This window comes from Streptomyces sp. HUAS 31, from assembly GCF_028198125.1.
Classification (GTDB): Bacteria; Actinomycetota; Actinomycetes; order Streptomycetales; family Streptomycetaceae; genus Streptomyces; species Streptomyces chartreusis.
The window spans coordinates 2,687,941-2,710,089 of the sequence record NZ_CP116353.1 but is presented as its reverse complement, the minus strand read 5'-3'; the positions used below and the strand labels follow the sequence as shown (position 1 = coordinate 2,710,089).

Genomic DNA, 22,149 nt, shown 5'->3' with positions numbered 1-22,149 from the left:
GCGCACCCGGGACTTAGGGTGGCGCTCATGCCCGAGCCCCACCAGTCTCCGTACATACGCATCGCCCTGCCGGACGACGAGGAGGAACTCTCCCTCCTCGACCGTCGCACGTGGTCGCATCTGCATGCGGTCACGCCGCGCCCGCAGCCGCCCTACTCGCCGTTCTTCGACGAGCGCCACGCCCCCGGTGACCATCTCGTCGCCGAACTCGACCGCCGCATCGTCGGCTACGTCCGTCTCGGATTCCCCACCCCGCTCGCCTCGAACGCGCATGTGCGCCAGATCCAGGGCCTCGCCGTCTCCGACGAGGCGCGGGGGCACGGCGTCGGGCGGGCGCTGATCCGCGCGGTGGTCGAGGAGGCCCGCCGCAGGGGAGCGCGCCGGCTCACCCTGCGGGTCCTCGGCCACAACACACCGGCCCGCAAGCTGTACGAGTCCGAGGGGTTCGTGGTCGAAGGGGTGCTGCCCGAGGAGTTCTTCCTGGAGGGCGGTTACGTGGACGACGTGATCATGGGGCAGACGCTCTGAAGCCGGCTCGACGGGCCGTCGACCGATCCCGCGCGCCTTTCGCACGCCTTGGGCGGCCTCAGGAAGTGACCAGCTCGCCCGTGTCCACCGGTCGGGTCGCGTTCGCCGCGCGTCCGGCGTCGGAGGCGACCTCGGCCGCGGTCAGGACGTAGCCGGTCTCGTCGTCGGAGGTGGAGCGGGCGAAGACCACGCCGAACACCTTGCCGTCGGTGGTCAGCAGCGGGCCGCCGGAGTTGCCGGGGCGGACGGTTGAGCGGATCGAGTAGATCTCGCGGGTGACGGTGTCGTCGTTGTAGATGTTCTGGCCCGTCGCCCGCACCCGGTTCGCGACCGTCGCCGCCTGGAGGTTCAGGTCGCCGTCCTCCGGATAGCCCGCCACGACCGCCGAGTCGCCGCGGTCGGCCTCGTCGTCGAACTTAAGGACCGGGGCGCGCAGTTCGGGGACGTACAGCACGGCCACGTCCCGCTCCGGGTCGAAGAGCACCACCCGTGACTCGTACGACCGCCCGACGCCGCCGACGCGGACGCTCGGCTCGTCGATGCCGGCCACCACGTGGGCGTTGGTCATCACGTGCCGCGGGGAGTACACGAAGCCGCTGCCCTCGCGGCCCTGGGTGCCCGAGGAGCCCTCGATCTTGACGGTGCTGAGCTTGGCGGCGTTCGTCGCGGCGGCCGTGACGCTGTCGCCGGTGGGCTTGGCGACCTCGGCCGTCGACTCGTTCTCGAACGGGTTGAAGACCTGCGGGAAGCCGGCCTCGGTGAGGGCGGAGGTGGCCCGCGAGAACCACGCCGGGGTCGTCTCCGGCATGGCGTCCTGGACGGTGCCGAGCAGGCGGGAGTCCCGGATCGCCGAGGTGAGCAGCGGGGAGGAGGAGGCGGCGAGGACGCTGGCGGCGACCCAGGCGACGATCAGTACGGCCACCGAGTTGGCCACGGCTCCGCCGACGCCGTCGGCCACCCTGAGCGGGCCGCGGTCCAGCTCCCGGCGCAGCCGCAGGGCCAGCCGGCCCGCGAGCTCGTGCACCGCGACGGCCGGGACCAGCACGGTGAGCACCGCGGTCACGGTGGCCTGTGTCGTACCCGGTGTGACCAGGTCCATCATCCACGGCAGGATCCATACGCCGATCACCGCGCCGCCGACGAAACCGGCGAGCGAGACGCAGCCGGCGACCAGGCCGCGGCGGTAGCCGGACGCCGCGTAGGCCAGGATCACCAGCAACAGCAGGATGTCGAGCAGGTCCACAGAGCCGCCTTTCCCTAGGACCACTTAGTACGTGCGGAAAGCCCCTGTTGATCAGCACACACGACCGCGCCGCCGGGAACCGGCCACGCCGCGTGCACCTGGAGAAACGCCTCGGACCGGGACGATGGTTCCACTGCGTGTGACACCACACATCGCGGGCGGACCGGATCCGTCGGACAGTAGGACCATGTCTGTCTTCCGACGGGTAACCCGAAGGGTCTTCCGGAGAACACGGGGGAGACGAAGACCTCGAGCCGTACGAATACCTTGGGCTGCGCGGATACCGGGGGTGGGGTGGGGCGCGCGAGGTGCTTCCGGCGGGGCTGCAGGGGGTGCGGGAGGTGCTTCCGGTGAGGCCGCAGAGGGTGCGCAAGGTACTTCCGGCGAGGCCTTAGGGGGCGCGCGGGGTGGTTCCGGCGGGGGCGTGGAGGGTGCGCGGGGTGGTTCCGGCGGGGTCGTAGAGGGCGCGCGGGATGGTGCCGGCGGGGTCGTAGAGGGTGCCGGCGCGCGGGAGGAGGCGACCGGGGACGGGGCCGCGGGTAGCGCGGTCGGTGGGGGTGTGGGCGCTGCGCGGCCCGAGTCCACCGGGGTGGAGGGGGCACGCAGAGGCGGTGCGGGGCCTGTGGAGCGGGCGTCGTCGGACGCGGGGGCGTCCGGGGCTTCGCGGGCGGTGGAGGGTGAGCGGGCGGGGACGGTCGGGGCGGCAGCCTCGGCGGGGCCAGATCAGGCGGTGGTGGGGGAGCGAGACGTCGAGCGGCAGGAGCCCGCTCCGCAGGAGCGACCTGTCGTGCGGGATGAGCCGACTCCCCACGGGCCGCCCTCCGGGCCGGAACAGTCGGCCCAGGGGGCGCGGCGTCCCGCGTCGGCAAAGCAGGCCCCGCAGGGCGGGCCCCTCGCGTCGGAGCAGCAGGCTTCGCAGGCGCCGCCTCTTGGGCCGGAGCAGTCGGCTGCCCGGCAGGCCGAGCCTTTCGTGTCGGAGCAGCAGGCTTCGCAGGCGCCGCCTCTTGGGCCGGAGCAGTCGGCTGCCCCGCAGGTCAAGCCCCTCGTCTCGGAGCAGTCGGCCGCCACGCAGACCGAGACCCTCTCACCGGAGCAGCCGGAAGCCGTGCAGGGCCGGCCCGCTGACGCCCCGCAGGAGCGGGCCTCTACGGTCGCCCCGGCTCATGCCGAGCGGCGGGCTCGGCGGCGGGTGTTGCGGGGACGAGGGCGGGCGTCGGTCGGGAAGGCGGTCGGAGAGCGGCGGGAGGCCGTCGAATCGGGCGCTGCTCGGACGGCGGCCCTTGCTCTGGAGTCGGCACCCGCTGCTAGGGAGTCGGCCCCTGCTAGGGAGTCGGCCCGTGCTCGGGGGGCGGTCCCCGTCCGGGGGGCGGTCCCCGTCCGGGAGTCGGCCTCTGCTCCGGGATCGGTCTCCTCTCGAAAGTCGGTCCGGGCTCGGCGGCGGTTGCGGGCGCGGCGGTGGGGGCGGATTCAGGGGCAGGGGGGAGCCGGGGGCCAGGGCCGGGGACCGGGCGTTGGGTGGTGGCGGGGTGTCGACGGGGCGCGGGTGTCCGGGGTGCTGGTCGTGTTGCTCGCCTGCGTTCCCGGCCTTGCCGCCGTTCTCGCGCTGCTGCTGTGCGCGCAAGGCGTCGAGCGGAGTGTCGCCGAGGAGGAGCGGCCCGTCGCGGCTCGGCCCGTCGGGGCGCATCAGGCGGCCCGGCCGGAGATCGTGCCCAGGTCCGCCTGGCTGGACGCTGACGCCCGGCGCGCTCAGCCGCCCCCGCGCTACGACGACAAGGTCGTCGCCGTGTTCGTCCATCACACCGACTCGCCCAACGGCTACGACTGCGCCGACACACCCCGCATCATCCGGTACCTGTACGCGGGCCAGACCGGCTCCCGCGACTGGGACGACATCGGCTACAACTTCCTCGTCGACCGGTGCGGCACGATCTACGAGGGCCGTGCGGGCGGCGTCGACCGCGCCGTCACCGGCGCCCACACGCAGGGCTTCAACCACCGCACCGCCGGCATCGCCGCCCTCGGCACCTTCACCGCCGGTGTCCCCGTCCCCAAGGCCATGACCGACGCGATCGCCGCGATCGCCGCCTGGAAGCTGGGCCTCTCCGAGACGGACCCCAGGTCGACGGTTCCGCTTACCTCCAGCAACAGCCTCAGTCGCTACTCCAGAGGCACCACGGCCGACCTTCCGGCCATCGCCGGCCACAACGAGGGCTACATGACCACCTGCCCCGGCGCGGCCCTGAGCGCCCGCCTCCCGGACATCAGAGAAACAGCAGCCCGCCTCCAGGGCAGACACTGACCACGCCCACCGCTCCCGCGCCCGAGCCGACCCCACCAACCGCGCCCGCCGCCGTCACCTCACCGGCGCCCCGGAAGGCAGGCTCTCATCGCCCGCCACCCCACCCCGGCATCTGCCGTCTCCTCAACAGTGCCCCGTAAGGCAGGCCCTGCCCACGCGCCCCCCGGCACCTGCCGTCACCTCACCAGCGCCCAGAAGGCAGGCCCTCATCGCCCGCCACCCCACCCCTCACCGCCGCCCCAGATAAACCCCCACCGCCCGCTGAAGCGCCTTCCCCTGGCTGCCCACCGGGCGTTCCCACTCGCCCAGGTACTCCACGGCCCTGCCGCCCGCCCCCGTCTTGAACAGGAGGCGGCCGAGGAGGCGGTCGTCCGTCAGGGCGGGGGTGATGGAGCGCAGGTCGTACGTGCGGGCCCCAGCCTGTCTCGCGTCGCCCAGCATTCGCCACAACAGGGCGCTGCTCGGGCGCAGTTCACGGCCCCGGCGCCCGGACGACGCGTAGGAGTGCCAGACGCGGGAACCGACGCCGATCATGAGTGCGGCGGAGAGGACCTCGCCGTCGTACTCGGCGAGGTAGACCCGCACCCGGTCGCCGTCCACCGCGTTCAGGGCCGCCCACAGACGCTGGAAGTAGATCAGGGGCCGGGCCCGGAACCCGTCGCGTTCGGCGGTCGCGGTGTACAGGCGGTAGAACTCCGGCAGATCCGCCGCCGTGCCCCAGGACACCAGGACCCCCGCCCGCTCGGCGGTCGCCAGGGACTGCTGCCAGCGGGGCGCGAGGGCGTCCCGCAGATCGTCCGTCGAGCGGCCCGCCAGCGGCACCTGACAGCCGTAACGCGGCTGGCCGAGGCCAAAACCGCTGCCGTTGCCGTCCGCGCACCGCCGCCACCCGAGCCGCCCCAGCCGCTCCGCGAGGTCCAGCGCGTATCCGTCGAGGCCGTCCGCGGGCAGGTCGTGCAGATGCCGTACGTCGGGGTCGGCGACGCCCGCCGCGACGGTGTCCGCCTCCCAGTGCCGCACCACCAGCGGCGGCCCCATCCGCAGCGAGAACGCCCCGCGCCGCTCCACATGGGCGACCAGGGCGTCCAGCCAACGGTCCACCCGCGGGGCCCGCCAGTCGATCCCCGGCCCGTCGGGGAGATAGGCGAGACAGCGCCGGGTGCCGGGCAGCGGGCGGTACAGGACCAGCGCCGACGCGATCAGGACCTCCCCGGCGGGCCCGTCCTCGAACCAGCCGACGCTCTCCGCCCGCCAGTCGGGCTTCACATCGCCCCACTCGGGGATCTGGAGATGGCTCGCGTCGGGGTACAGCCGCAGATGGGACAGATGGTCCTCGCGCGTGATCTCCCGTACGTACGGGCTGGTCATGGACTCGATGCTCCTGTTCGGGGCGGCCACCGTAAGCCGCGGATCACGCAACCGGTCAAGAGACCGCAGGTGAACCTTCTCCACAGGTTTCTCGTAGCCGGCTCAAGGACCCTCCCGAGGCGGCCTCCCTATGGTCATGAACACGCACTGACCGGAGGTGGGGAACATGAGCAGCAGCAACAGCGGGCACGGCGGCAAGCGGGTCTGGACGGCTCTCTGCGCGGTCGCGACCGTCGTCCTGGGGCCGGCCGCCGTCACGGCGTCCGCGCTGGACCAGGCCAACCAGGCACCGATGCACCACGCGGTGACGGTCGAGCGGACGCAGGCGTACATCCCGTCGGACCCGGGCCGCAGGCGGGCCGTGGCCTGAGGGGTCGAGGCCGAGGTCCCTGAGGTTCCGGAACTCCGGCTCAGTCCTTGAACCGCTCCCACAGTTTGGGGAAGCGCTCCGCCAGCACCTGGGCGTTCTCGAAGTCCACCGGCGTGCCCTCCGGCTCCGGGGGCGCGGGCGGGATGCCGAGGTCGGGGGCGACGGTGCCGGTGAGCTGCTCGTAGGCCTCGTCCGCGGCGTAGCCGAGTTCCTCGCCGTCGCCGTCGAACTCCTCGTCGAAGTCGTCCAGCAGGTCGGCCAGCGAGTCGGGGTCGTGCACCCCGCCCTCGTACACCTCGCGGCCCTGGCCGATCAGCCAGCACCGGAAGAAGTCGAACGCGTCGTCGCTGGCCCCGTCCAGCAGGACCCAGGCGGCGCCCCACAGGTCCCAGGTGTACGCGCGGTTGTAGCGGGCCTCGAAGTGACGGGCGAAGTCGAGCACGGCGTCGGGGTCCAGTTGCAGCAGCCGGTCCACGAGCAGGTCGGCCTGCTCCTCCGGGTCACCCTCGGCGCCCTCACGCGCGCCGTCCACCAGCTCCCAGAACTCCGTCTCGTCCATCACGGGTCAAGCATCGGCCCTGGACGGGTGGGGCGCACGTGGAGTGTGGCGGATTGTTATGCGCCGACGGCTCATCCGCCGTACAGCGCCACCAGCCGTATCGCGTCAGCCGCCGTACAGCGCCGCCAGCCGTATCGCGTCAGCCGCCGTACAGCGCCGCCAGCCGTATCGCGTCAGCCGTCGTACAGCGCCGCCAGCCGTATCGCGTCGCCCGCGAAGCGCTCCCGGAGCGAGGGTGGCTGAAGGACCTCGATCTCCGGGCCGAGCGACGCGAGCTGGGTGTGGGCGACCTCCTCGGACTCCACCGGCAGCGTCAGCGTCACCCAGCCGTCCCCGTCCGGGGCGCCAGCCTCCTCCAGCGCCTCCCGCGCGGACTGCGGATCCACGGTGTACGGCAGTCTGCGAACCCCGCCCGGGGACACCCGCACCACGACCTCGGACCGCAGGATGGACCGCGCGAACTGCTCGGCCCGCTCGTCCCAGAACTCCGGCAGGTCGAACTCGCCGTCCCGCTCGAACCGCTCACCGGCGGCCTCCACGGCCGTGAACCGGTCGATGCGGTACACCCGGTACGACCCGTGCCCGGCGACCCGGGCGCACAGGTACCAGACCCCCGCCTTCAGCACGAGCCCGTACGGCTCCAGCTCCCGCTCGGCCTCGCTCTCCGCCTCCCCGCGCCGGTAGCGGGCCACGATCCGCCGGTCGTCCCACACCGCGTCCGCGACCGCGGGCAGCAGCTGGGGGGTCTTCGGTTCCTTGAACCAGTTCGGGGCGTCCAGATGGAAGCGCTGCGCCGCCGTACGGGAGGCGTCGCGCAGGGACGGCATCAGGGCGGCGGACACCTTCAGCCGGGCCGCGGACGCGGCGTCCTCCAGACCCATCTCCCGCAGCGCCCCCGGCACCCCGGAGAGGAACAGCGCCTCGGCCTCACTGCGCCCGAGCCCCGTCAGCCGGGTCCGGTACCCGCCGATCAGCCGGTACCCCCCGGCCCGCCCCCGGTCCGCGTACACCGGGACCCCGGCCTCGGACAGGGCCTGCGCGTCCCGTGTGACGGTCCGTTCGGACACCTCCAGCTCGCGCGCCAGCTCGGCGGCGGTCATCGAGGGCCGGGACTGCAACAGCAGCACCATCTTGATCAGCCGGGCAGCACGCATACGGCCATCATGCCGGGGCCCACCGACAACGAAGGGGCACGGCCGTGGCCGTACCCCTTCGTCGTCGTCGCTCGGTCCTACAGACCGTACTTCTCCCGGGCCTCCTTGACCGCGGTCGCCTTGACCTCGCCCCGCTTCGCGAGCTGGGCCAGGGCCGCCACGACGATCGACTCGGCGTCGACGCCGAAGTGACGGCGGGCCGCCTCACGGGTGTCGGAGAGACCGAAGCCGTCGGCGCCGAGGGAGGAGTAGTCCTGCTCGACCCACTGCGCGATCTGGTCCGGGACCTGGCGCATGTAGTCGGAGACCGCCAGCACCGGGCCGTCGGCGCCCTGCAGCGCCTGCCGGACGAACGGGACGCGCTCCTCACCGCGCAGCAGCGCGGCGTCCGCCTCCAGGGCGTCGCGGCGCAGCTCCGTCCAGGACGTCGCCGACCAGACGTCGGCCGCCACGCCCCACTCCTCGGCGAGCAGCTTCTGCGCCTGGAGCGTCCAGTGGATCGCCGTGCCGGAGCCGAGGAGCTGGATCCGCGGGGCGTTCGCGACCGGGCTGAGGCCCGCCGACTCCGCCGTGTTGAAGCGGTACAGGCCCTTGACGATGCCCTCGTCGACGCCGGGCCCGGACGGCTTCGCCGGCTGCGGCATCGGCTCGTTGTAGACGGTCAGGTAGTAGAAGACGTCCGGGTCCTCGCCCGGCGCGGCCTCGCCGTACATCCGGCGCAGACCGTCCTTGACGATCGCCGCGACCTCGTAGGCGAAGGCCGGGTCGTACGTCAGCGCGGCCGGGTTCGTCGCCGCGATCACCGGCGAGTGGCCGTCGGCGTGCTGGAGGCCCTCGCCCGTCAGGGTCGTACGGCCCGCGGTGGCGCCGACGAGGAAGCCGCGGCCGAGCTGGTCGCCGAGCTGCCACATCTGGTCGGCCGTGCGCTGCCAGCCGAACATCGAGTAGAAGATGTAGAACGGGATCATCACCTCGCCGTGCGTGGCGTACGCGGTGGACGCGGCGATGAAGTCGGCCATCGAACCGGCCTCGGTGATCCCCTCGTTGAGGATCTGGCCGTTCTTGGCCTCCTTGTAGTACATCAGCTGGTCACGGTCGACCGGCTCGTACGTCTGGCCCTTGGGGGAGTAGATCCCGAGGGACGGGAAGAGCGACTCCATACCGAAGGTGCGTGCCTCGTCCGGGACGATCGGCACCCAGCGCTTGCCCGACTCCTTGTCACGGACCAGGTCCTTGATCAGGCGGACGAAGGCCATGGTGGTGGCCACGTTCTGCGAGCCGGAACCCTTGTCGAAGGACGCGAACGCCTTCTCGGCCGGGGCCGGCAGCGGGGCCACCGGGTGCACACGGCGGGCCGGGGCCGGGCCGCCGAGGGCCGCGCGGCGCTCCTGGAGGTAGCGGACCTCGGCGGAGTCGGCGCCCGGGTGGCCGTAGGGCACCTGGCCGTCGGCGAACGCGCTGTCGGAGATCGGCAGCTCCAGCAGGTCGCGCATCGTCTTGAACTCGTCCACCGTCAGCTTCTTCATCTGGTGGTTGGCGTTCTTCGACGCGAAGCCCTCACCGAGGGTGTGGCCCTTGACCGTCTGGGCCAGGACCACGGTCGGCGCGCCCTTGAACTCGACGGCGGCCTTGTAGGCGGCGTACACCTTGCGGGCCTCGTGGCCACCGCGGGAGAGGTGGAAGCACTCGAGGATCTTGTCGTCGCTCAGCAGCTTCGCCATCTCGACCAGCGCGGGGTCGGCGCCGAAGAAGTCCTGGCGGATGTAGGCCGCGTCGCGGGTCTGGTACGTCTGCACCTGCGCGTCGGGTACCTCGCGCAGGCGGCGTACGAGCGCGCCGGTGGTGTCGAGCTGGAACAGCTCGTCCCAGGCCGTGCCCCACATCGTCTTGACGACGTTCCAGCCGGCGCCGCGGAACTGCGCCTCCAGCTCCTGCACGATCTTGAAGTTCGCGCGGACCGGGCCGTCGAGACGCTGGAGGTTGCAGTTGATGACGAAGGTCAGGTTGTCCAGACCCTCGCGGGAGGCCAGGGCGAGTGCCGCCGTGGACTCCGGCTCGTCCATCTCGCCGTCGCCGAGGAAGGCCCAGACGTGGGAGTCGGAGACGTCCTTGATCCCGCGCGCCGTCAGATAGCGGTTGAAGCGCGCCTGGTAGATCGCCGACAGCGGGCCGAGGCCCATGGACACCGTCGGGAACTCCCACAGCCAGGGCAGCCGGCGCGGGTGCGGGTACGACGGCAGGCCGTTGCCGCCCGCCTCCTGGCGGAAGTTGTCGAGGTGCTGCTCGTCGAGGCGCCCGTCGAGGAAGGCGCGGGCGTAGATGCCGGGGGAGGCGTGGCCCTGGATGTAGAGCTGGTCGCCGGACCCGTCGGCCTCCTTGCCCTTGAAGAAGTGGTTGAAGCCGGTCTCGTAGAGCCAGGCCGCGGAGGCGAAGGTGGCGATGTGGCCGCCGACGCCGTATTTGGAGCCGCGGGTCACCATGGCGGCCGCGTTCCAGCGGTTCCACGCGGTGATCTTCCGCTCCATCTCCTCGTCACCGGGCACGGACGGCTCGGCGGCGGTCGGGATGGTGTTGACGTAGTCGGTCTCGAGGAGCTTCGGCAGCGCGATGCCGCCCGCCTCGGCCCGCTCCAGCGTGCGGCGCATCAGGTATGCGGCGCGGTGCGGACCTGCCGCCTTGGCGACCGCGTCCAGCGAGGCCTGCCACTCGGCGGTCTCCTCCGGATCACGGTCGGGGAGCTGGTCGAGCGCGCTCGGCTGGATGGCGTTGGGGTCGGTCATGTCGCCGCCTTCCTCAGTCGAAGGGGGTTCCCTCATCGGTAAGGGTTCGGGGTTGCCCTTTGTCTTTGGCAGGACAGGGCGAAGACCTCGGTGGAGGTCCGTCGGCGACAATAACTCTCTGATCGATGATCGATCAAAGGGTTGAGGGCGAAAACCTCTTGATCACGAGAAAGTCGGCACGCGGTGCCTTTCGGGCAGGCACCGGGTGCCGCGTTTTTCCCGGGTTTTCGCAGGTGAGGCTACGTATGAGCGGGGCCGCGCTCAGGATTCGTGCCGGGGGGCGCAGCCGAGCACATGCGCCTTGACGATCTCGGCGATCCGGGGGTCCCGGCGCCGGAACGCCGCCACCAGCTCCTCGTGCTCCTCCGCGTACGACTGCTGCACGGTGCCCAGCCAGCGGATGGACAGGGCCGTGAAGACCTCGATGCCGAGGCCCTCCCAGGTGTGCAGCAGCACGGAGTTGCCGGCCGCGCGGACCATCTCGCGATGGAAGGCGACCGTGTGCCGGACCTGGCCCGTGCCGTCGGAGTTGCGGTCGGCGTCGTAGAGCGCGGTGACATGCGGGTCCAGGGCGGAGCAGTCCTCGGCGAGACGGTCGGCGGCGAGCTCGGCGGCGATGGCCTCCAGGCCGGCCCGGACCGGGTAGCTCTCCTCCAGGTCGGCGGCGGTCAGGCTGCGGACGCGTACGCCCTTGTTCGGCGCCGACTCGATCAGGCGCAGGGACTCCAGCTCGCGCAGTGCCTCGCGCACGGGGGTCTGGCTGACCTCCAGCTCGGTGGCGATACGCCGCTCCACGATCCGCTCGCCCGGCTGCCAGCGACCGCTGATGATCCCCTCCAGGATGTGCTCGCGGATCTGTTCGCGCAGCGAGTGGATGACGGGGGCGGTCATGAGGGCTCCTTAGGGCGCGTTGACGTTTAGACAATACGGCGGGTGCGCTCCGCTGGGAGGGCCGACAGGGGGGCTTTGGTGCAGGTGAGACGAGACTTACACGGGATTTGGGGTGGGGCGCCCAGTGGGGTGGGGGATGTGTCGTTCGGCGGGTGCGGGTCGGTTGTGGCTGGTCGCGCAGTTCCCCGCGCCCCTCAGGGGGCGTCCACTGCACCCACCTCAAGGGGCGCGGGGAACTGCGCGACCAGCCCACGACTACCCGCACTCGCCCGACGACCCCCCACACCGAGCTCTCAGGCGCCCCAAAAAGCGACGCCCCGCCCGGAGAAGTTCCGGACGGGGCGTCGTACCGCTTCGTCGGCGATTACAGGCCGAGCTCGACCTCGAACTCGCCGGCCTCCAGGATCGCCTTGACCGCCGTCAGGTAACGGGCCGCGTCGGCGCCGTCGACCAGGCGGTGGTCGTAGGAGAGGGTCAGGTAGGTCATGTCGCGGACGCCGATGACCGTGCCCTCCTCCGTCTCGATGACGGCCGGGCGCTTGACCGTGGCGCCGATGCCGAGGATCGCGACCTGGCCCGGCGGCACGATGATCGTGTCGAAGAGCGCACCGCGCGAACCGGTGTTGGAGATGGTGAAGGTCGCGCCGGACAGCTCGTCGGGCGTGATCTTGCTGGCGCGGACCTTGCCGGCCAGGTCGGCCGTGGCCTTGGCGATGCCGGCGATGTTCAGGTCGCCGGCACCCTTGATGACCGGGGTCATCAGGCCCTTCTCCGAGTCCACCGCGATTCCGACGTTCTCGGAGTCGAAGTAGGTGATCGTGCCCTCGGCCTCGTTGATCTTGGCGTTGATGACCGGGTGGGCCTTCAGCGCCTGGGCCGCCGCCTTCACGAAGAACGGCATCGGGGAGAGCTTGACGCCCTCACGCGCGGCGAACGAGTCCTTGGCCTGCGTGCGCAGACGCATCAGGCGGGTCACGTCGACCTCGACGACCGAGGACAGCTGCGCCTGCTCGTGCAGCGCCTTGACCATGTTGTCGCCGATGACCTTGCGGATGCGCGGCATCTTGACGGTCTGGCCGCGGAGGGGAGAGACCTCCAGGGCCGGCGCCTTCTTCGCGGCGGCCGGAGCAGCGGCGGCGGCCGGAGCCGGAGCGGCAGCGGCGGCCTTCGCGGCCTCGGCGGCGGCGATGACGTCCTGCTTGCGGATACGGCCGCCGACGCCGGTGCCCTTGACGGTGGCCAGGTCGACGCCGTTCTCGGCGGCGAGCTTGCGCACCAGCGGGGTGACGTAGGCGCCCTCGTCCGTCGCCTGGGCGGCGGCCGGAGCGGCCGGAGCCGGGGTGACCGGGGCCGGCGCGGCCGGCGCGGGAGCCGGAGCCGCGGGGGCGACCGGAGCCGGGGCGGCAGCGGCGGGCGCGGCCGGAGCGGCGGGGGCAGCCGGGGCCGCGGGCGCGGCCGGAGCCGGAGCCGGGGCAGCGGGGGCAGGGGCCGGAGCCGCCGCCGGAGCGGCACCCGCGACACCGATGACGGCCAGCTTGGCGCCGACCTCGGCCGTCTCGTCCTCGCCGACCACGATCTCCAGCAGCGTGCCGGAGGTGGGGGCGGGGATCTCGGTGTCGACCTTGTCCGTCGACACCTCGAGCAGCGGCTCGTCGGCCTCGACGCTGTCGCCGACCGACTTCAGCCAGCGGGTGACGGTGCCCTCGGTGACGGACTCGCCGAGCGCGGGCAGGACGACGTCCGTGCCCTCGGCGGAGCCGGCGCCGGCGGTGGCCTCGGCGGTGGGCGCCGGGGCAGGGGCGGCCTGCTCGGTGGACGGGGCAGCGGCCTGCGGGGCCGGCTCCGGCTGGGCGGCCGGAGCGGGCTCGGCGGCCGGGGCCGGGGCCGGGGCGGCAGCGGGGGCACCCGTGCCGTCGTCGATGACGGCGAGCTCGGCGCCGACCTCAACGGTCTCGTCCTCGGCGACCTTGATGGAGGCGAGGACACCGGCGGCGGGCGAAGGGATCTCGGTGTCGACCTTGTCGGTCGACACCTCGAGCAGCGGCTCGTCGGCCTCGACGCGCTCGCCCTCGGCCTTCAGCCAGCGGGTGACAGTGCCCTCGGTGACGCTCTCGCCGAGCGCCGGAAGGGTTACGGAAACCGCCATGGTTTCGGTTGCTCCTTACGAATTGCGGAAGTCTGTGTCGTCGCTTCGTGACCGAGGGTCAGTCGTGAGCGTGCAGCGGCTTGCCGGCCAGGGCCAGGTGGGCCTCGCCGAGCGCCTCGTTCTGAGTCGGGTGGGCGTGGATGAGCTGCGCGACCTCGGCCGGCAGCGCCTCCCAGTTGTAGATCAGCTGGGCCTCGCCGACCTGCTCGCCCATACGGTCGCCGACCATGTGGACGCCGACCACCGCACCGTCCTTCACCTGGACGAGCTTGATCTCGCCCGCGGTGTTGAGGATCTTGCTCTTGCCGTTGCCCGCCAGGTTGTACTTCAGAGCGACGACCTTGTCCGCACCGTAGATCTCCTTGGCCTTGGCCTCGGTGATACCGACGGAGGCGACCTCCGGGTGGCAGTAGGTCACGCGGGGGACACCGTCGTAGTCGATCGGGACGGTCTTCAGACCGGCCAGACGCTCCGCAACCAGGATGCCCTCGGCGAAGCCGACGTGCGCGAGCTGGAGCGTGGGCACCAGGTCACCGACGGCGGAGATGGTCGGGACGTTGGTGCGCATGTACTCGTCGACGAGGACGTAGCCGCGGTCCATGGCGACGCCCTGCTCCTCGTAGCCGAGGCCGGCGGAGACCGGGCCGCGGCCGACGGCGACCAGCAGGACCTCGGCCTCGAACTCCTTGCCGTCGGCGAGGCTGACCTTGACGCCGTCCTGCGTGTACTCGGCCTTCTGGAAGAACGTGCCCAGGTTGAACTTGATGCCGCGCTTGCGGAACGCGCGCTCAAGAAGCTTGGAGGAGTTCTCGTCCTCGACCGGGACGAGGTGCTTCAGGCCCTCGATGACGGTGACCTCGGAGCCGAAGGACTTCCACGCCGAGGCGAACTCGACGCCGATGACGCCGCCGCCCAGGATGATCGCGGACTTGGGCACGCGGTCCAGGACGAGGGCGTGGTCGGAGGAGATGATCCGGTTGCCGTCGATCTCCAGGCCCGGCAGCGACTTCGGCACGGAGCCGGTCGCCAGCAGGACGTGGCGGCCCTGGACGCGCTGGCCGTTCACGTCGACGGAGGTGGGGGAGGACAGTCGGCCCTCACCCTCGATGTACGTCACCTTGCGGGAGGCGACAAGACCCTGGAGGCCCTTGTACAGGCCGGCGATCACGCCGTCCTTGTACTTGTGCACACCGGCGATGTCGATGCCCTCGAAGGTGGCCTTCACGCCGAACTGCTCGCTCTCACGAGCCTGGTCGGCGATCTCGCCCGCGTGAAGCAGGGCCTTGGTGGGGATGCATCCCCGGTGCAGGCAGGTGCCGCCGACCTTGTCCTTCTCGATCAGGGCGACGTCCAGGCCCAGCTGCGCCCCGCGCAGGGCCGCAGCGTAACCACCGCTACCACCGCCGAGGATCACTAGGTCGAAAACGGTGCTGGCGTCGTTCGCCACGTCACGTCCTCCATGCATGTGCGCCGTACGCCGGTCAGCGTTGACCGGGCGGCGGCTGGTGTCCGGCCGCTCTTTCTTCGGCCCTGTGGTGGGGGCCCTGTCCTGCCGAGCCCCATCTTCGCACTTGTCCACACCGAACGAGACGCCGGGCCGGTGTGTGAGACGTCCCACGTTCAGCTGAGCGCACGGGAGAGGCGGGCATGGAAGAGGGGGCTCCGCCCTACCCGCGCGCGGAGCCCCCTCACCCGGAACGACGTCAGCCCAGGTCGCCCGCAGCCGTCAGCTCGGCGAGCCGGACCAGGGTGCGCACCGCGGACCCAGTACCGCCCTTGGGCGTGTACCCGAAGGGACCGCCCTCGTTGAACGCCGGCCCCGCGATGTCCAGGTGCGCCCAGGTGATCCCCTCGCCCACGAACTCCCGCAGGAAGAGACCGGCGACCAGTCCGCCGCCCATGCGCTCACCCATGTTGGCGATGTCGGCGGTGGGCGAGTCCATGCCCTTGCGAAGGTGCTCCGGCAGCGGCATCGGCCACGACGGCTCCCCGACCTCCTCGGCGGTCTCCACGATCGCGGAGCGGAACGCGTCGTCGTTGGCCATCACGCCGAAGGTGCGGCTGCCGAGCGCCAGCACCATGGCGCCGGTCAGCGTCGCCACGTCCACGATCGCGTCCGGCTTCTCCTGCGAAGCGGCCCACAGCGCGTCGGCGAGCACGAGCCGGCCCTCGGCGTCGGTGTTGAGCACCTCGACGGTCTTGCCGCTGAACATGCGCAGCACGTCACCGGGGCGCACCGCGGATCCCGAGGGCATGTTCTCGGCCAGTGCCAGCCAGCCGGTGACGTTCACCTGGAGCCCGAGGCGGGCGGCTGCGACCACGGCGGCGAACACGGCGGCCGCGCCGCTCATGTCGCACTTCATCGTCTCGTTGTGCCCGGCCGGCTTCAGCGAGATGCCGCCCGAGTCGTAGGTGATGCCCTTGCCGACGAGCGCGAGGTGCTTGCTCGCCTTGGAGTGCGTGTACGTCAGCTTCACCAGCCGCGGACCCGCCTGCGAGCCGGAGCCGACGCCGAGGATGCCGCCGTAGCCGCCCTTGGTCAGCGCCTTCTCGTCGAGCACCTGCACCTTGATGCCGTGCTCCTTGCCGGCCGCCGTGGCGATCGCGGCGAACGACTCGGGGTTGAGGTCGTTGGGCGGGGTGTTGATCAGGTCGCGGGCGCGGTTGAGCTCCTCGGAGACGGCGGTGGCGCGCTCGATCGCGGCCTTGTGCTCCTTGTCGCGGGGCTTGCCGCCGAGCAGCGCGGCCTCGGCGAGGGGGGCCTTGCCGTTCTTCTTGCCCTGGGCGCCGGAGTCCTTGCCGTTCTCCTTGTACACGTCGAAGGCGTACGCCCCGAGCAGCACGCCCTCGGCGACGGCGCCGATGTCGCCGGCGTCGCCCAGCGGCAGCGCGAACGCGGCCTTCTTGGAGCCGGCGAGGGCGCGGGCGGCGACACCGCCGGCCTTGCGCAGCACCTCGGCGTCGTAGTCGGCGTCCTTCTCGGGCTCGGCGCCCAGCCCCACCGCCAGCACGAGCGGGGCCTTGAAGCCGGCGGGGGCGGGGAGCTTCGTCACCTCGCCCTCGGCGCCGGAGGCACCGAGGGTCTCAAGGACGCCGGCGAGCCTGCCGTCGTACGCCTTGTCCACGGCCTCGGCGCCCGGTGCGACGACGAGTCCCGCGGACTTGGACGCGGCGCCCTTGGCGACACCGATCACGATCGCGTCGGCCCGCAGGCCGGGCGCCGCGGCGGTGCTGAGAGTGAGAGCAGTCACGGTGGTGAAATCTCGCTTCCGATGTGAAGTTGCGATGGCCGAATAGTGTGGGTCGACCGGGCCCGACGGCCGACCCTAGTTCCGACCTGTGGGTGCGTTGGCAGCGGGGCCTTCCCCGGTACGGCGAACACTCGGGACGAGCCTACGCTCGTGTGAGCGTTCGCTCATTCCTACGGACGTTCACCTGTGAGTGGCGTCGCGGCCATTTCCTGATCCTCGCGACCGGCGAGCGAGCCACACTCTGTCTGGTTCCGGCGAGCCGCTCGCTCGCCGTTTCGCATGATTTCCACGGATCCTCTGCCGATTCATCGCAATCGGCCTGCACGAGGACCTTCTGGGGGGAAGGAAAATCAATGGCGCACACCGCGCACAGATGGAGAAACACGGCAGCCGTCGCCGCGGCGGCCGGTCTGCTGACGCTGGGGCTCTCGGTGCCCGGCGCCGCGGCCGCCGAGGACCCGCGCATCGATCTCAGGGTCCTGGTCGTGGACAACGGCGACAGCTCCGTGAAGGCCATCACCGACCAGCTGAAGACCACCGGCATCCCGTACACCACGGTCGACCTGAACGACGCCGCCCGCCCGACCGTCACCGGCGCGTTCCTCAGCGACACGGTCAACGGCAGGCCCCGCGCCAGGTTCCAGGGCGTCGTATCGCCCAACGAGGCCCCGTTCGGGGCGGGTTCCGCCGAACAGACCGCGCTGGAGAACTATGAGCGGACCTACGGCATCCCGCAGGTCGACGCCTACACCTGGGCCCACCCGGGCGTCGGTCTCGACTACACCACCGAGGGCGGCTGGGCCGGCTCCCTCGACGGGCACGAGGCGTCCGTGACGGCCGAGGGCCGGGCCGGCTCCTTCGGCTATCTCGACGGCGCCTTCGCCTTCGAGGACAACGACCCGACCGTGCCGGAGAGTTACGGCTACGCGGCCCGGCCCCGCGCCGGCTTCACCAGCTACGTAGACGTGCCCGTGCCCGGCGGCACGGGGCGCGGCAGCCTGGTCGGCGAGTACAGCCACGACGGGCGCCGCGAGCTGGTCGTGACCTTCGCCTACAACCAGTACCAGCAGCAGTTCCGCCTCCTCGCCCGCGGCATCGTCGAATGGCTGACCCAGGGCATCCACCTCGGCCAGGCGCGCAACTACTTCGCCGTGCACGTCGACGACGTCTTCGCGCCCGACGCCCGCTGGGACACCGAGCGCAACTGCACGCCCGGTGACATCGACTGCGTGGGCGGTGGCGGCGAGGAGGCCCCGCCGATCCGGATGACCGCCGCGGACGCGACGTACGCCGCCCAGTGGCAGCGCGATCACGGCTTCAAGCTGGACATGGTCTACAACGCCGGCTCCGGCGAGGAGTGGAAGACCGAGAACGGCGGCACCGACGCCCTCGCCGACCGGCTGCTCGCCGACAAGGCGCAGTACCGCTGGATCAACCACACCTACACGCACCCGTTCCTCGGCTGTGTCCAGGACACCTCGACCGTGCCCTGGAGCTGCGCCAAGAACGCGAACGGCTCGACGCAGTACATGAGCCGCTCGGAGATCTCGGCGCAGATCAGGAACAACTACAACTGGGGCGTGAACAAGGGACTTCCGCTCGACCGCACGGAACTGGTCACCGGCGAGCACTCGGGCCTGAAGACCCTGCCGCAGCAGCCCGCCGACAACCCCAACCTGGCCGGTGCCCTCGCCGACAACGGCGTCAAGTGGATCGCCTCGGACAACTCCCGTGAGCCCGCTCAGCGTTCGGTCGGCGCCGCGCTCACCGTGCCCCGGTACCCGATGAACGTGTACTACAACACGGGCACCGCGCAGGAGATGGCCGACGAGTACAACTGGATCTACACCTCGACGGCCGACGGCGGCAGCGGCATCTGCGAGAACAACCCCGCCTCCACCTGTCTGCCCGAGCCGCTGGACGCCGCCACCGGCTACGACGACCACATCGTGCCGCAGGAGGCCCGCATCGCCCTCGGGCACGTGATCGGCAACGACCCGCGTCCGCACTACGCCCACCAGTCCAACCTGGCCGAGGACCGCATCCTGTACCCCGTCCTGGACCGGGTCCTCGCCGAGTACCAGGCGCTGTTCGCCGCCGACACGCCGGTGGAGAACCTCGCGCAGAACGCCATCGGCACCGAGCTCCAGCGCCGGGCCGCCTGGCAGAACGCCGTCGCGAAGGGCTCCGTCACGGCGTACCGCATCGGCAAGACCGTGACCGTCAACGCGCCGTCCGGGACGCAGATCCCGGTGACCGCGCCCGAGGGCACCGTCAAGCAACTCCTGCTCGGCACCTCCGCGTTCGGGACCCCGTACGCCGGAAAGCGCTCGGCCTGGACCACGCCGGCGCTGCTTCAGTCGGCAGTCACTTTGAAGCTGCCGTAGAGCAGCTGCCCCGACAACGGGCGCGGGGCTGTATTCGATCTGCGGCTGCCGCCGCGTGGGCGAGACCGGCCCCGTGCGGCGGCAGCCCGGGTCCCGAGCGCAGTTCCCCGCACAACATCCGCATCACAGGGGGGAGCCGGGCTGCGATGCGCCCTGGCCGTCACGTCACCATGCTCACCGAAGGCACCTATCCGCATGTCCACGGCGGGGTCAGCACCTGGTGCGACCAGCTCGTCAAGGGCATGCCGGAGGTCGACTTCCATATCGTCTCGCTCACCGGGACCGGCCGCGAACCCGTCACCTGGGAGCTGCCGCCCAACGTCCACCGGCACACCTCCGTACCCACCTGGGGTCCGCGTCCGGGCCGGAAACGAGCGCCGCAGGGCCGGGCCCGGCGCCGTTTCACGGACGCCTACGAGCGGTTCCTGCTCTCCTTCCTCGACCCCGGGGCCGACGGAACGGACTTCGGCGACGGACTGGACGAGCTGGCCGGACTCGCCCGCGACGGACGGCTGTCGGCGGCGCTGCGCTCCGAGTCGGCGCTCAGGTCACTGATGTGGATGTGGACGATGCCGCATCTGCCCACCGCGGCCGCCCATCCCACCGTGCACGACGCCCTGACCGCGACCGACCTGCTGGAGCACGCCCTGCGCCCGCTCGGTATCCGGATCGCCGAGGACTGTGTCGTCCACGCCGTCAGCAGCGGCCTGGCGACCCTCCCGGCCCTCGCCGCCCGCAGGCTCGACGGCGTGCCCTTCCTCCTCACCGAGCACGGCATCTACCTGCGCGAGCGCTACCTCGGCTACCGCAGCGCCGCCCAGCGCTGGCCCGTGAAGGCGTTCATGCTCGGCTTCTACCGCGAGCTGAACTCGCACGGGTACCGCACGGCCGACCTGATCACCCCGTGCAACCAGTACAACCGCCGCTGGGAGGAGCGCGGCGGCGCCGACGCCGACCGGATCCGCACCGTCTACAACGGCGTCGACCCGCACGCCTTCCCGCACGCAGGACCCGAGCCGGACGTGCCCACCCTCACCTGGTGCGGCCGCGTCGACCCCATCAAGGACCTGGAGACCCTGCTGCGGGCCTACGCCACGGTCCGCGCCGAACTCCCCGAGACCCGGCTGCGGCTGTTCGGCCCGGTCCCGCCCGGCGGCGAGGCCTACCGCACGAAACTGGAGAAGCTCGCCGCCGAACTCGGCGTGACGGACGGCCTCATCTTCGAGGGCCGCATCACCGAGGTCTGGCGCGCCTACGCCGCCGGCCACCTGGTCATGCTGTCCTCCATCTCCGAAGGCTTCCCGTTCTCCATCATCGAGGCCATGTCCTGCGGCCGTACGACCGTCTCGACGGACGTCGGGGGAGTGCGCGAGGCCGTCGGCGACACCGGCATCGTCGTCCCGCCGCGCGAGCCGGAGAAGATGGCCGCGGCCATCCTGACTCTCCTCAAGGACGACGAACGGCGCCTGGAACTGGGGGAGTTGTCCCGTCAACGGGTCATCGACCGCTTCACGCTGCGCCGCTCCGTGGACAACTTCCGGGCCATCTACGAGGAGCTCGCCGGCAGCGCCGAGGTGTACGAGCCCACGCTGGAGACGGTCGCCGACTGGACCGCCGAACTGCGCGACCCCTGGTACGAGAAGGTCGCGACGGACGGAACCGACTGGTGAGCGGCAGCCTCTGGATGCCGCCCGGCTCCCGCCCCGACACCCTCCCCGTGGTCCCCCGCCAACGCGCCGCGCCCGCCTGGGCCCGCCCCGACCCCCTCGACGAACTCAGCGCCCGTCTCGACGACTTCACGGCCGCGGCCGTCCACCCGGACGAGATCGCCGCCCTGCTGGAGTCCGACGGCCTCTCGGACGACCAGATACGCGAGCGCTACGGCGTGAAGAACTCCTTCGCCCTCGCCGAGGAACTCTACGAACGGACCGAACGCCGCTACCCCGAGCCGGAGGTCCCGCCCCACGACCCCTGGCAGGCGAGCCTGGTCGGCTGCCTCCTACGGGGCCTGCTCTTCGCCCTGCCCGGCCTCGGCTACGTCCTCGGAGCCCCCCTGCTCGCGGGCCCCCGCGACGCCTCCGGCCTCCCGCCGGCCACGCTCCCGCTGCTGGCGGGCGCCCTGGTCGGCTGGACCTGGAACCAGGGGCTGGCGCATCGGGCGTACGTCTGGCTGGGGTTGGGGGATCGATCGGCGGCCCGCCGTTCGCTGCTGTTCGGTGCGCCGGTGGGTGCCCTGTTGGGGGCCCTGGTCGCGTTGTCCATGGCGGGACCGGACCGGCCGACGGTGGTCGCCTTCGCCGCCGCGCAGTCCTGCTACCTCGGTGCCGCCACGATCCTGCTCGTCATGGGCCGCGAACGTGCCTTGCTGGCAGCGTTGTCGCCGATGACGGCAGGCGCGGTCGTGGCGTTGGTCTACTCCGTGCCGGACGTCGCAAGACTGATCCTGCTGCTGGGATCACTGATGGTGGTGGCCCTCCTCGGCCTGCGTGAAGTCGCACCCCGCAAGGGGCGCGGGACGGCTCTGAATTTGCGGCTGCCGCCGCGTGAGCGCGACAAGCCACCACGCACCCGCAGCCGAGCCACGGCAACGGCCCCCCGACTCTCCGCCTCCCTCCCGTACGCCCTGTTCGGCCTCGCCACCGGCGTCCTGGTGCTCTACGCGGCCCTCGGCGACGCCCTCGCAGGAGAGGGAACCGTCGCCCTCACCCTCAGCATGGGCCCCGCCGAATGGCTCCTGTACCGCTTCCGCAGCGGCACCCTGACCGGCCTGCGTGCCACCAGCACCGCACGGGCGTTCCGACGGGCGACGGTGCGCACGGCCGGACGATGCCTGGCGGCCTACCTCGCCGCCCTGCTCGGCCTCGTCCTGGCCACCGATGCCGTCTGGCCCGGCGCGCCACAGATCACCGGTGTCCGCCTCGCCGGCCTGCTCCTTCTCGGCGTGGTCCTGTGGACGGGCCTGCTGCTCCAGTCCTTCGGCGCGGTGCTCGGCACGGCCGCGATCTGCTGCACGGCGGCCCTCGCCCAGACGCTCGCGCTCCTCACCCACACCGGCAGCCCGCACTGGACCGCCCCGATCGTCCACGGAACGGCCGCACTGGCCCAGGCCACCCTCGTCTGCGTCCTCCTGGGAAGGGCTACCGCGCACCGATGAACGACCTGTTGAGGAGGGG

General features: G+C 71.8%; 15 protein-coding genes. 6 read left to right on the top strand and 9 right to left on the bottom strand.

The features are described from left to right. The first annotated feature begins 27 nt into the window (after positions 1-27). Positions 28-528 (top strand): GNAT family N-acetyltransferase, encoded by a 501-nt coding sequence (locus PGH47_RS11955; protein WP_030958806.1) that lies wholly within the window; start codon positions 28-30, stop codon positions 526-528. A gap of 58 nt (positions 529-586) precedes the next feature. On the opposite strand, the gene PGH47_RS11950 is transcribed toward PGH47_RS11955, so the two are convergent. Then, on the bottom strand, positions 587-1,771 hold the full coding sequence (locus PGH47_RS11950; protein ID WP_271663401.1) for a MarP family serine protease: 1,185 nt from the start codon (positions 1,769-1,771) through the stop codon (positions 587-589). Positions 1,772-3,323: 1,552 nt separating this feature from the next. On the opposite strand from PGH47_RS11950, the gene PGH47_RS11945 reads away from it, so the two are divergent. Next, positions 3,324-4,070, top strand: a complete 747-nt coding sequence (locus PGH47_RS11945) for a peptidoglycan recognition protein family protein (protein ID WP_443048481.1) — start codon at positions 3,324-3,326, stop codon at positions 4,068-4,070. Between the two features lie 228 nt (positions 4,071-4,298). Here the strand turns inward: PGH47_RS11945 and PGH47_RS11940 are convergent, their stop codons facing one another. Beyond that, positions 4,299-5,438: a lipid II:glycine glycyltransferase FemX gene (locus PGH47_RS11940; RefSeq protein WP_271663400.1), complete on the bottom strand. Its 1,140-nt coding sequence runs from the start codon at positions 5,436-5,438 to the stop codon at positions 4,299-4,301. 166 nt (positions 5,439-5,604) lie between these two features. Here PGH47_RS11940 and PGH47_RS11935 point away from each other — a divergent pair, with 166 nt between their 5' ends. Then, complete coding sequence (locus tag PGH47_RS11935; protein ID WP_271663399.1) at positions 5,605-5,808, top strand: hypothetical protein; 204 nt, start codon at positions 5,605-5,607, stop codon at positions 5,806-5,808. Between the two features lie 40 nt (positions 5,809-5,848). Here the strand turns inward: PGH47_RS11935 and PGH47_RS11930 are convergent, their stop codons facing one another. The 7 genes from PGH47_RS11930 to PGH47_RS11900 form a co-directional block, all read right to left on the bottom strand. Continuing rightward, positions 5,849-6,367: a DUF4240 domain-containing protein gene (locus tag PGH47_RS11930; RefSeq protein ID WP_271668033.1), complete on the bottom strand. Its 519-nt coding sequence runs from the start codon at positions 6,365-6,367 to the stop codon at positions 5,849-5,851. A 173-nt stretch (positions 6,368-6,540) separates the two neighbouring features. Further along, positions 6,541-7,521, bottom strand: a complete 981-nt coding sequence (locus tag PGH47_RS11925) for a helix-turn-helix transcriptional regulator (RefSeq protein WP_271663398.1) — start codon at positions 7,519-7,521, stop codon at positions 6,541-6,543. Positions 7,522-7,598: 77 nt separating this feature from the next. Continuing rightward, positions 7,599-10,301 carry a pyruvate dehydrogenase (acetyl-transferring), homodimeric type gene (gene aceE / locus PGH47_RS11920; protein ID WP_271663397.1) on the bottom strand — a complete coding sequence of 901 codons (2,703 nt, stop codon included), beginning with the start codon at positions 10,299-10,301 and terminating at the stop codon, positions 7,599-7,601. Between the two features lie 261 nt (positions 10,302-10,562). Next, the gene (locus PGH47_RS11915) at positions 10,563-11,192 is read right to left on the bottom strand and encodes a GntR family transcriptional regulator (protein WP_030951853.1); all 630 of its coding nucleotides are present in this window, start codon (positions 11,190-11,192) and stop codon (positions 10,563-10,565) included. A 364-nt stretch (positions 11,193-11,556) separates the two neighbouring features. After that, positions 11,557-13,338, bottom strand: coding sequence for a 2-oxoglutarate dehydrogenase, E2 component, dihydrolipoamide succinyltransferase (sucB, locus tag PGH47_RS11910; protein ID WP_271663396.1), 1,782 nt, complete (start codon positions 13,336-13,338; stop codon positions 11,557-11,559). Between the two features lie 58 nt (positions 13,339-13,396). Then, positions 13,397-14,785 (bottom strand): dihydrolipoyl dehydrogenase, encoded by a 1,389-nt coding sequence (gene lpdA, locus PGH47_RS11905; RefSeq protein ID WP_185932948.1) that lies wholly within the window; start codon positions 14,783-14,785, stop codon positions 13,397-13,399. A 256-nt stretch (positions 14,786-15,041) separates the two neighbouring features. Further along, positions 15,042-16,589, bottom strand: coding sequence for a leucyl aminopeptidase (locus tag PGH47_RS11900; RefSeq protein ID WP_271663395.1), 1,548 nt, complete (start codon positions 16,587-16,589; stop codon positions 15,042-15,044). A gap of 353 nt (positions 16,590-16,942) precedes the next feature. Here PGH47_RS11900 and PGH47_RS11895 point away from each other — a divergent pair, with 353 nt between their 5' ends. The 3 genes from PGH47_RS11895 to PGH47_RS11885 all read left to right on the top strand — a co-directional run bounded on the left by PGH47_RS11895 (position 16,943) and on the right by PGH47_RS11885 (position 22,130). Then, positions 16,943-18,976, top strand: a complete 2,034-nt coding sequence (locus PGH47_RS11895; RefSeq protein ID WP_271663394.1) for a hypothetical protein — start codon at positions 16,943-16,945, stop codon at positions 18,974-18,976. A 146-nt stretch (positions 18,977-19,122) separates the two neighbouring features. Next, complete coding sequence (gene pelF / locus PGH47_RS11890; protein WP_271663393.1) at positions 19,123-20,646, top strand: GT4 family glycosyltransferase PelF; 1,524 nt, start codon at positions 19,123-19,125, stop codon at positions 20,644-20,646. Beyond that, the gene (locus tag PGH47_RS11885) at positions 20,643-22,130 is read left to right on the top strand and encodes a hypothetical protein (RefSeq protein ID WP_271663392.1); all 1,488 of its coding nucleotides are present in this window, start codon (positions 20,643-20,645) and stop codon (positions 22,128-22,130) included. Before pelF ends, PGH47_RS11885 begins: the two co-directional genes overlap by 4 nt. Positions 22,131-22,149 lie beyond the last annotated feature (19 nt).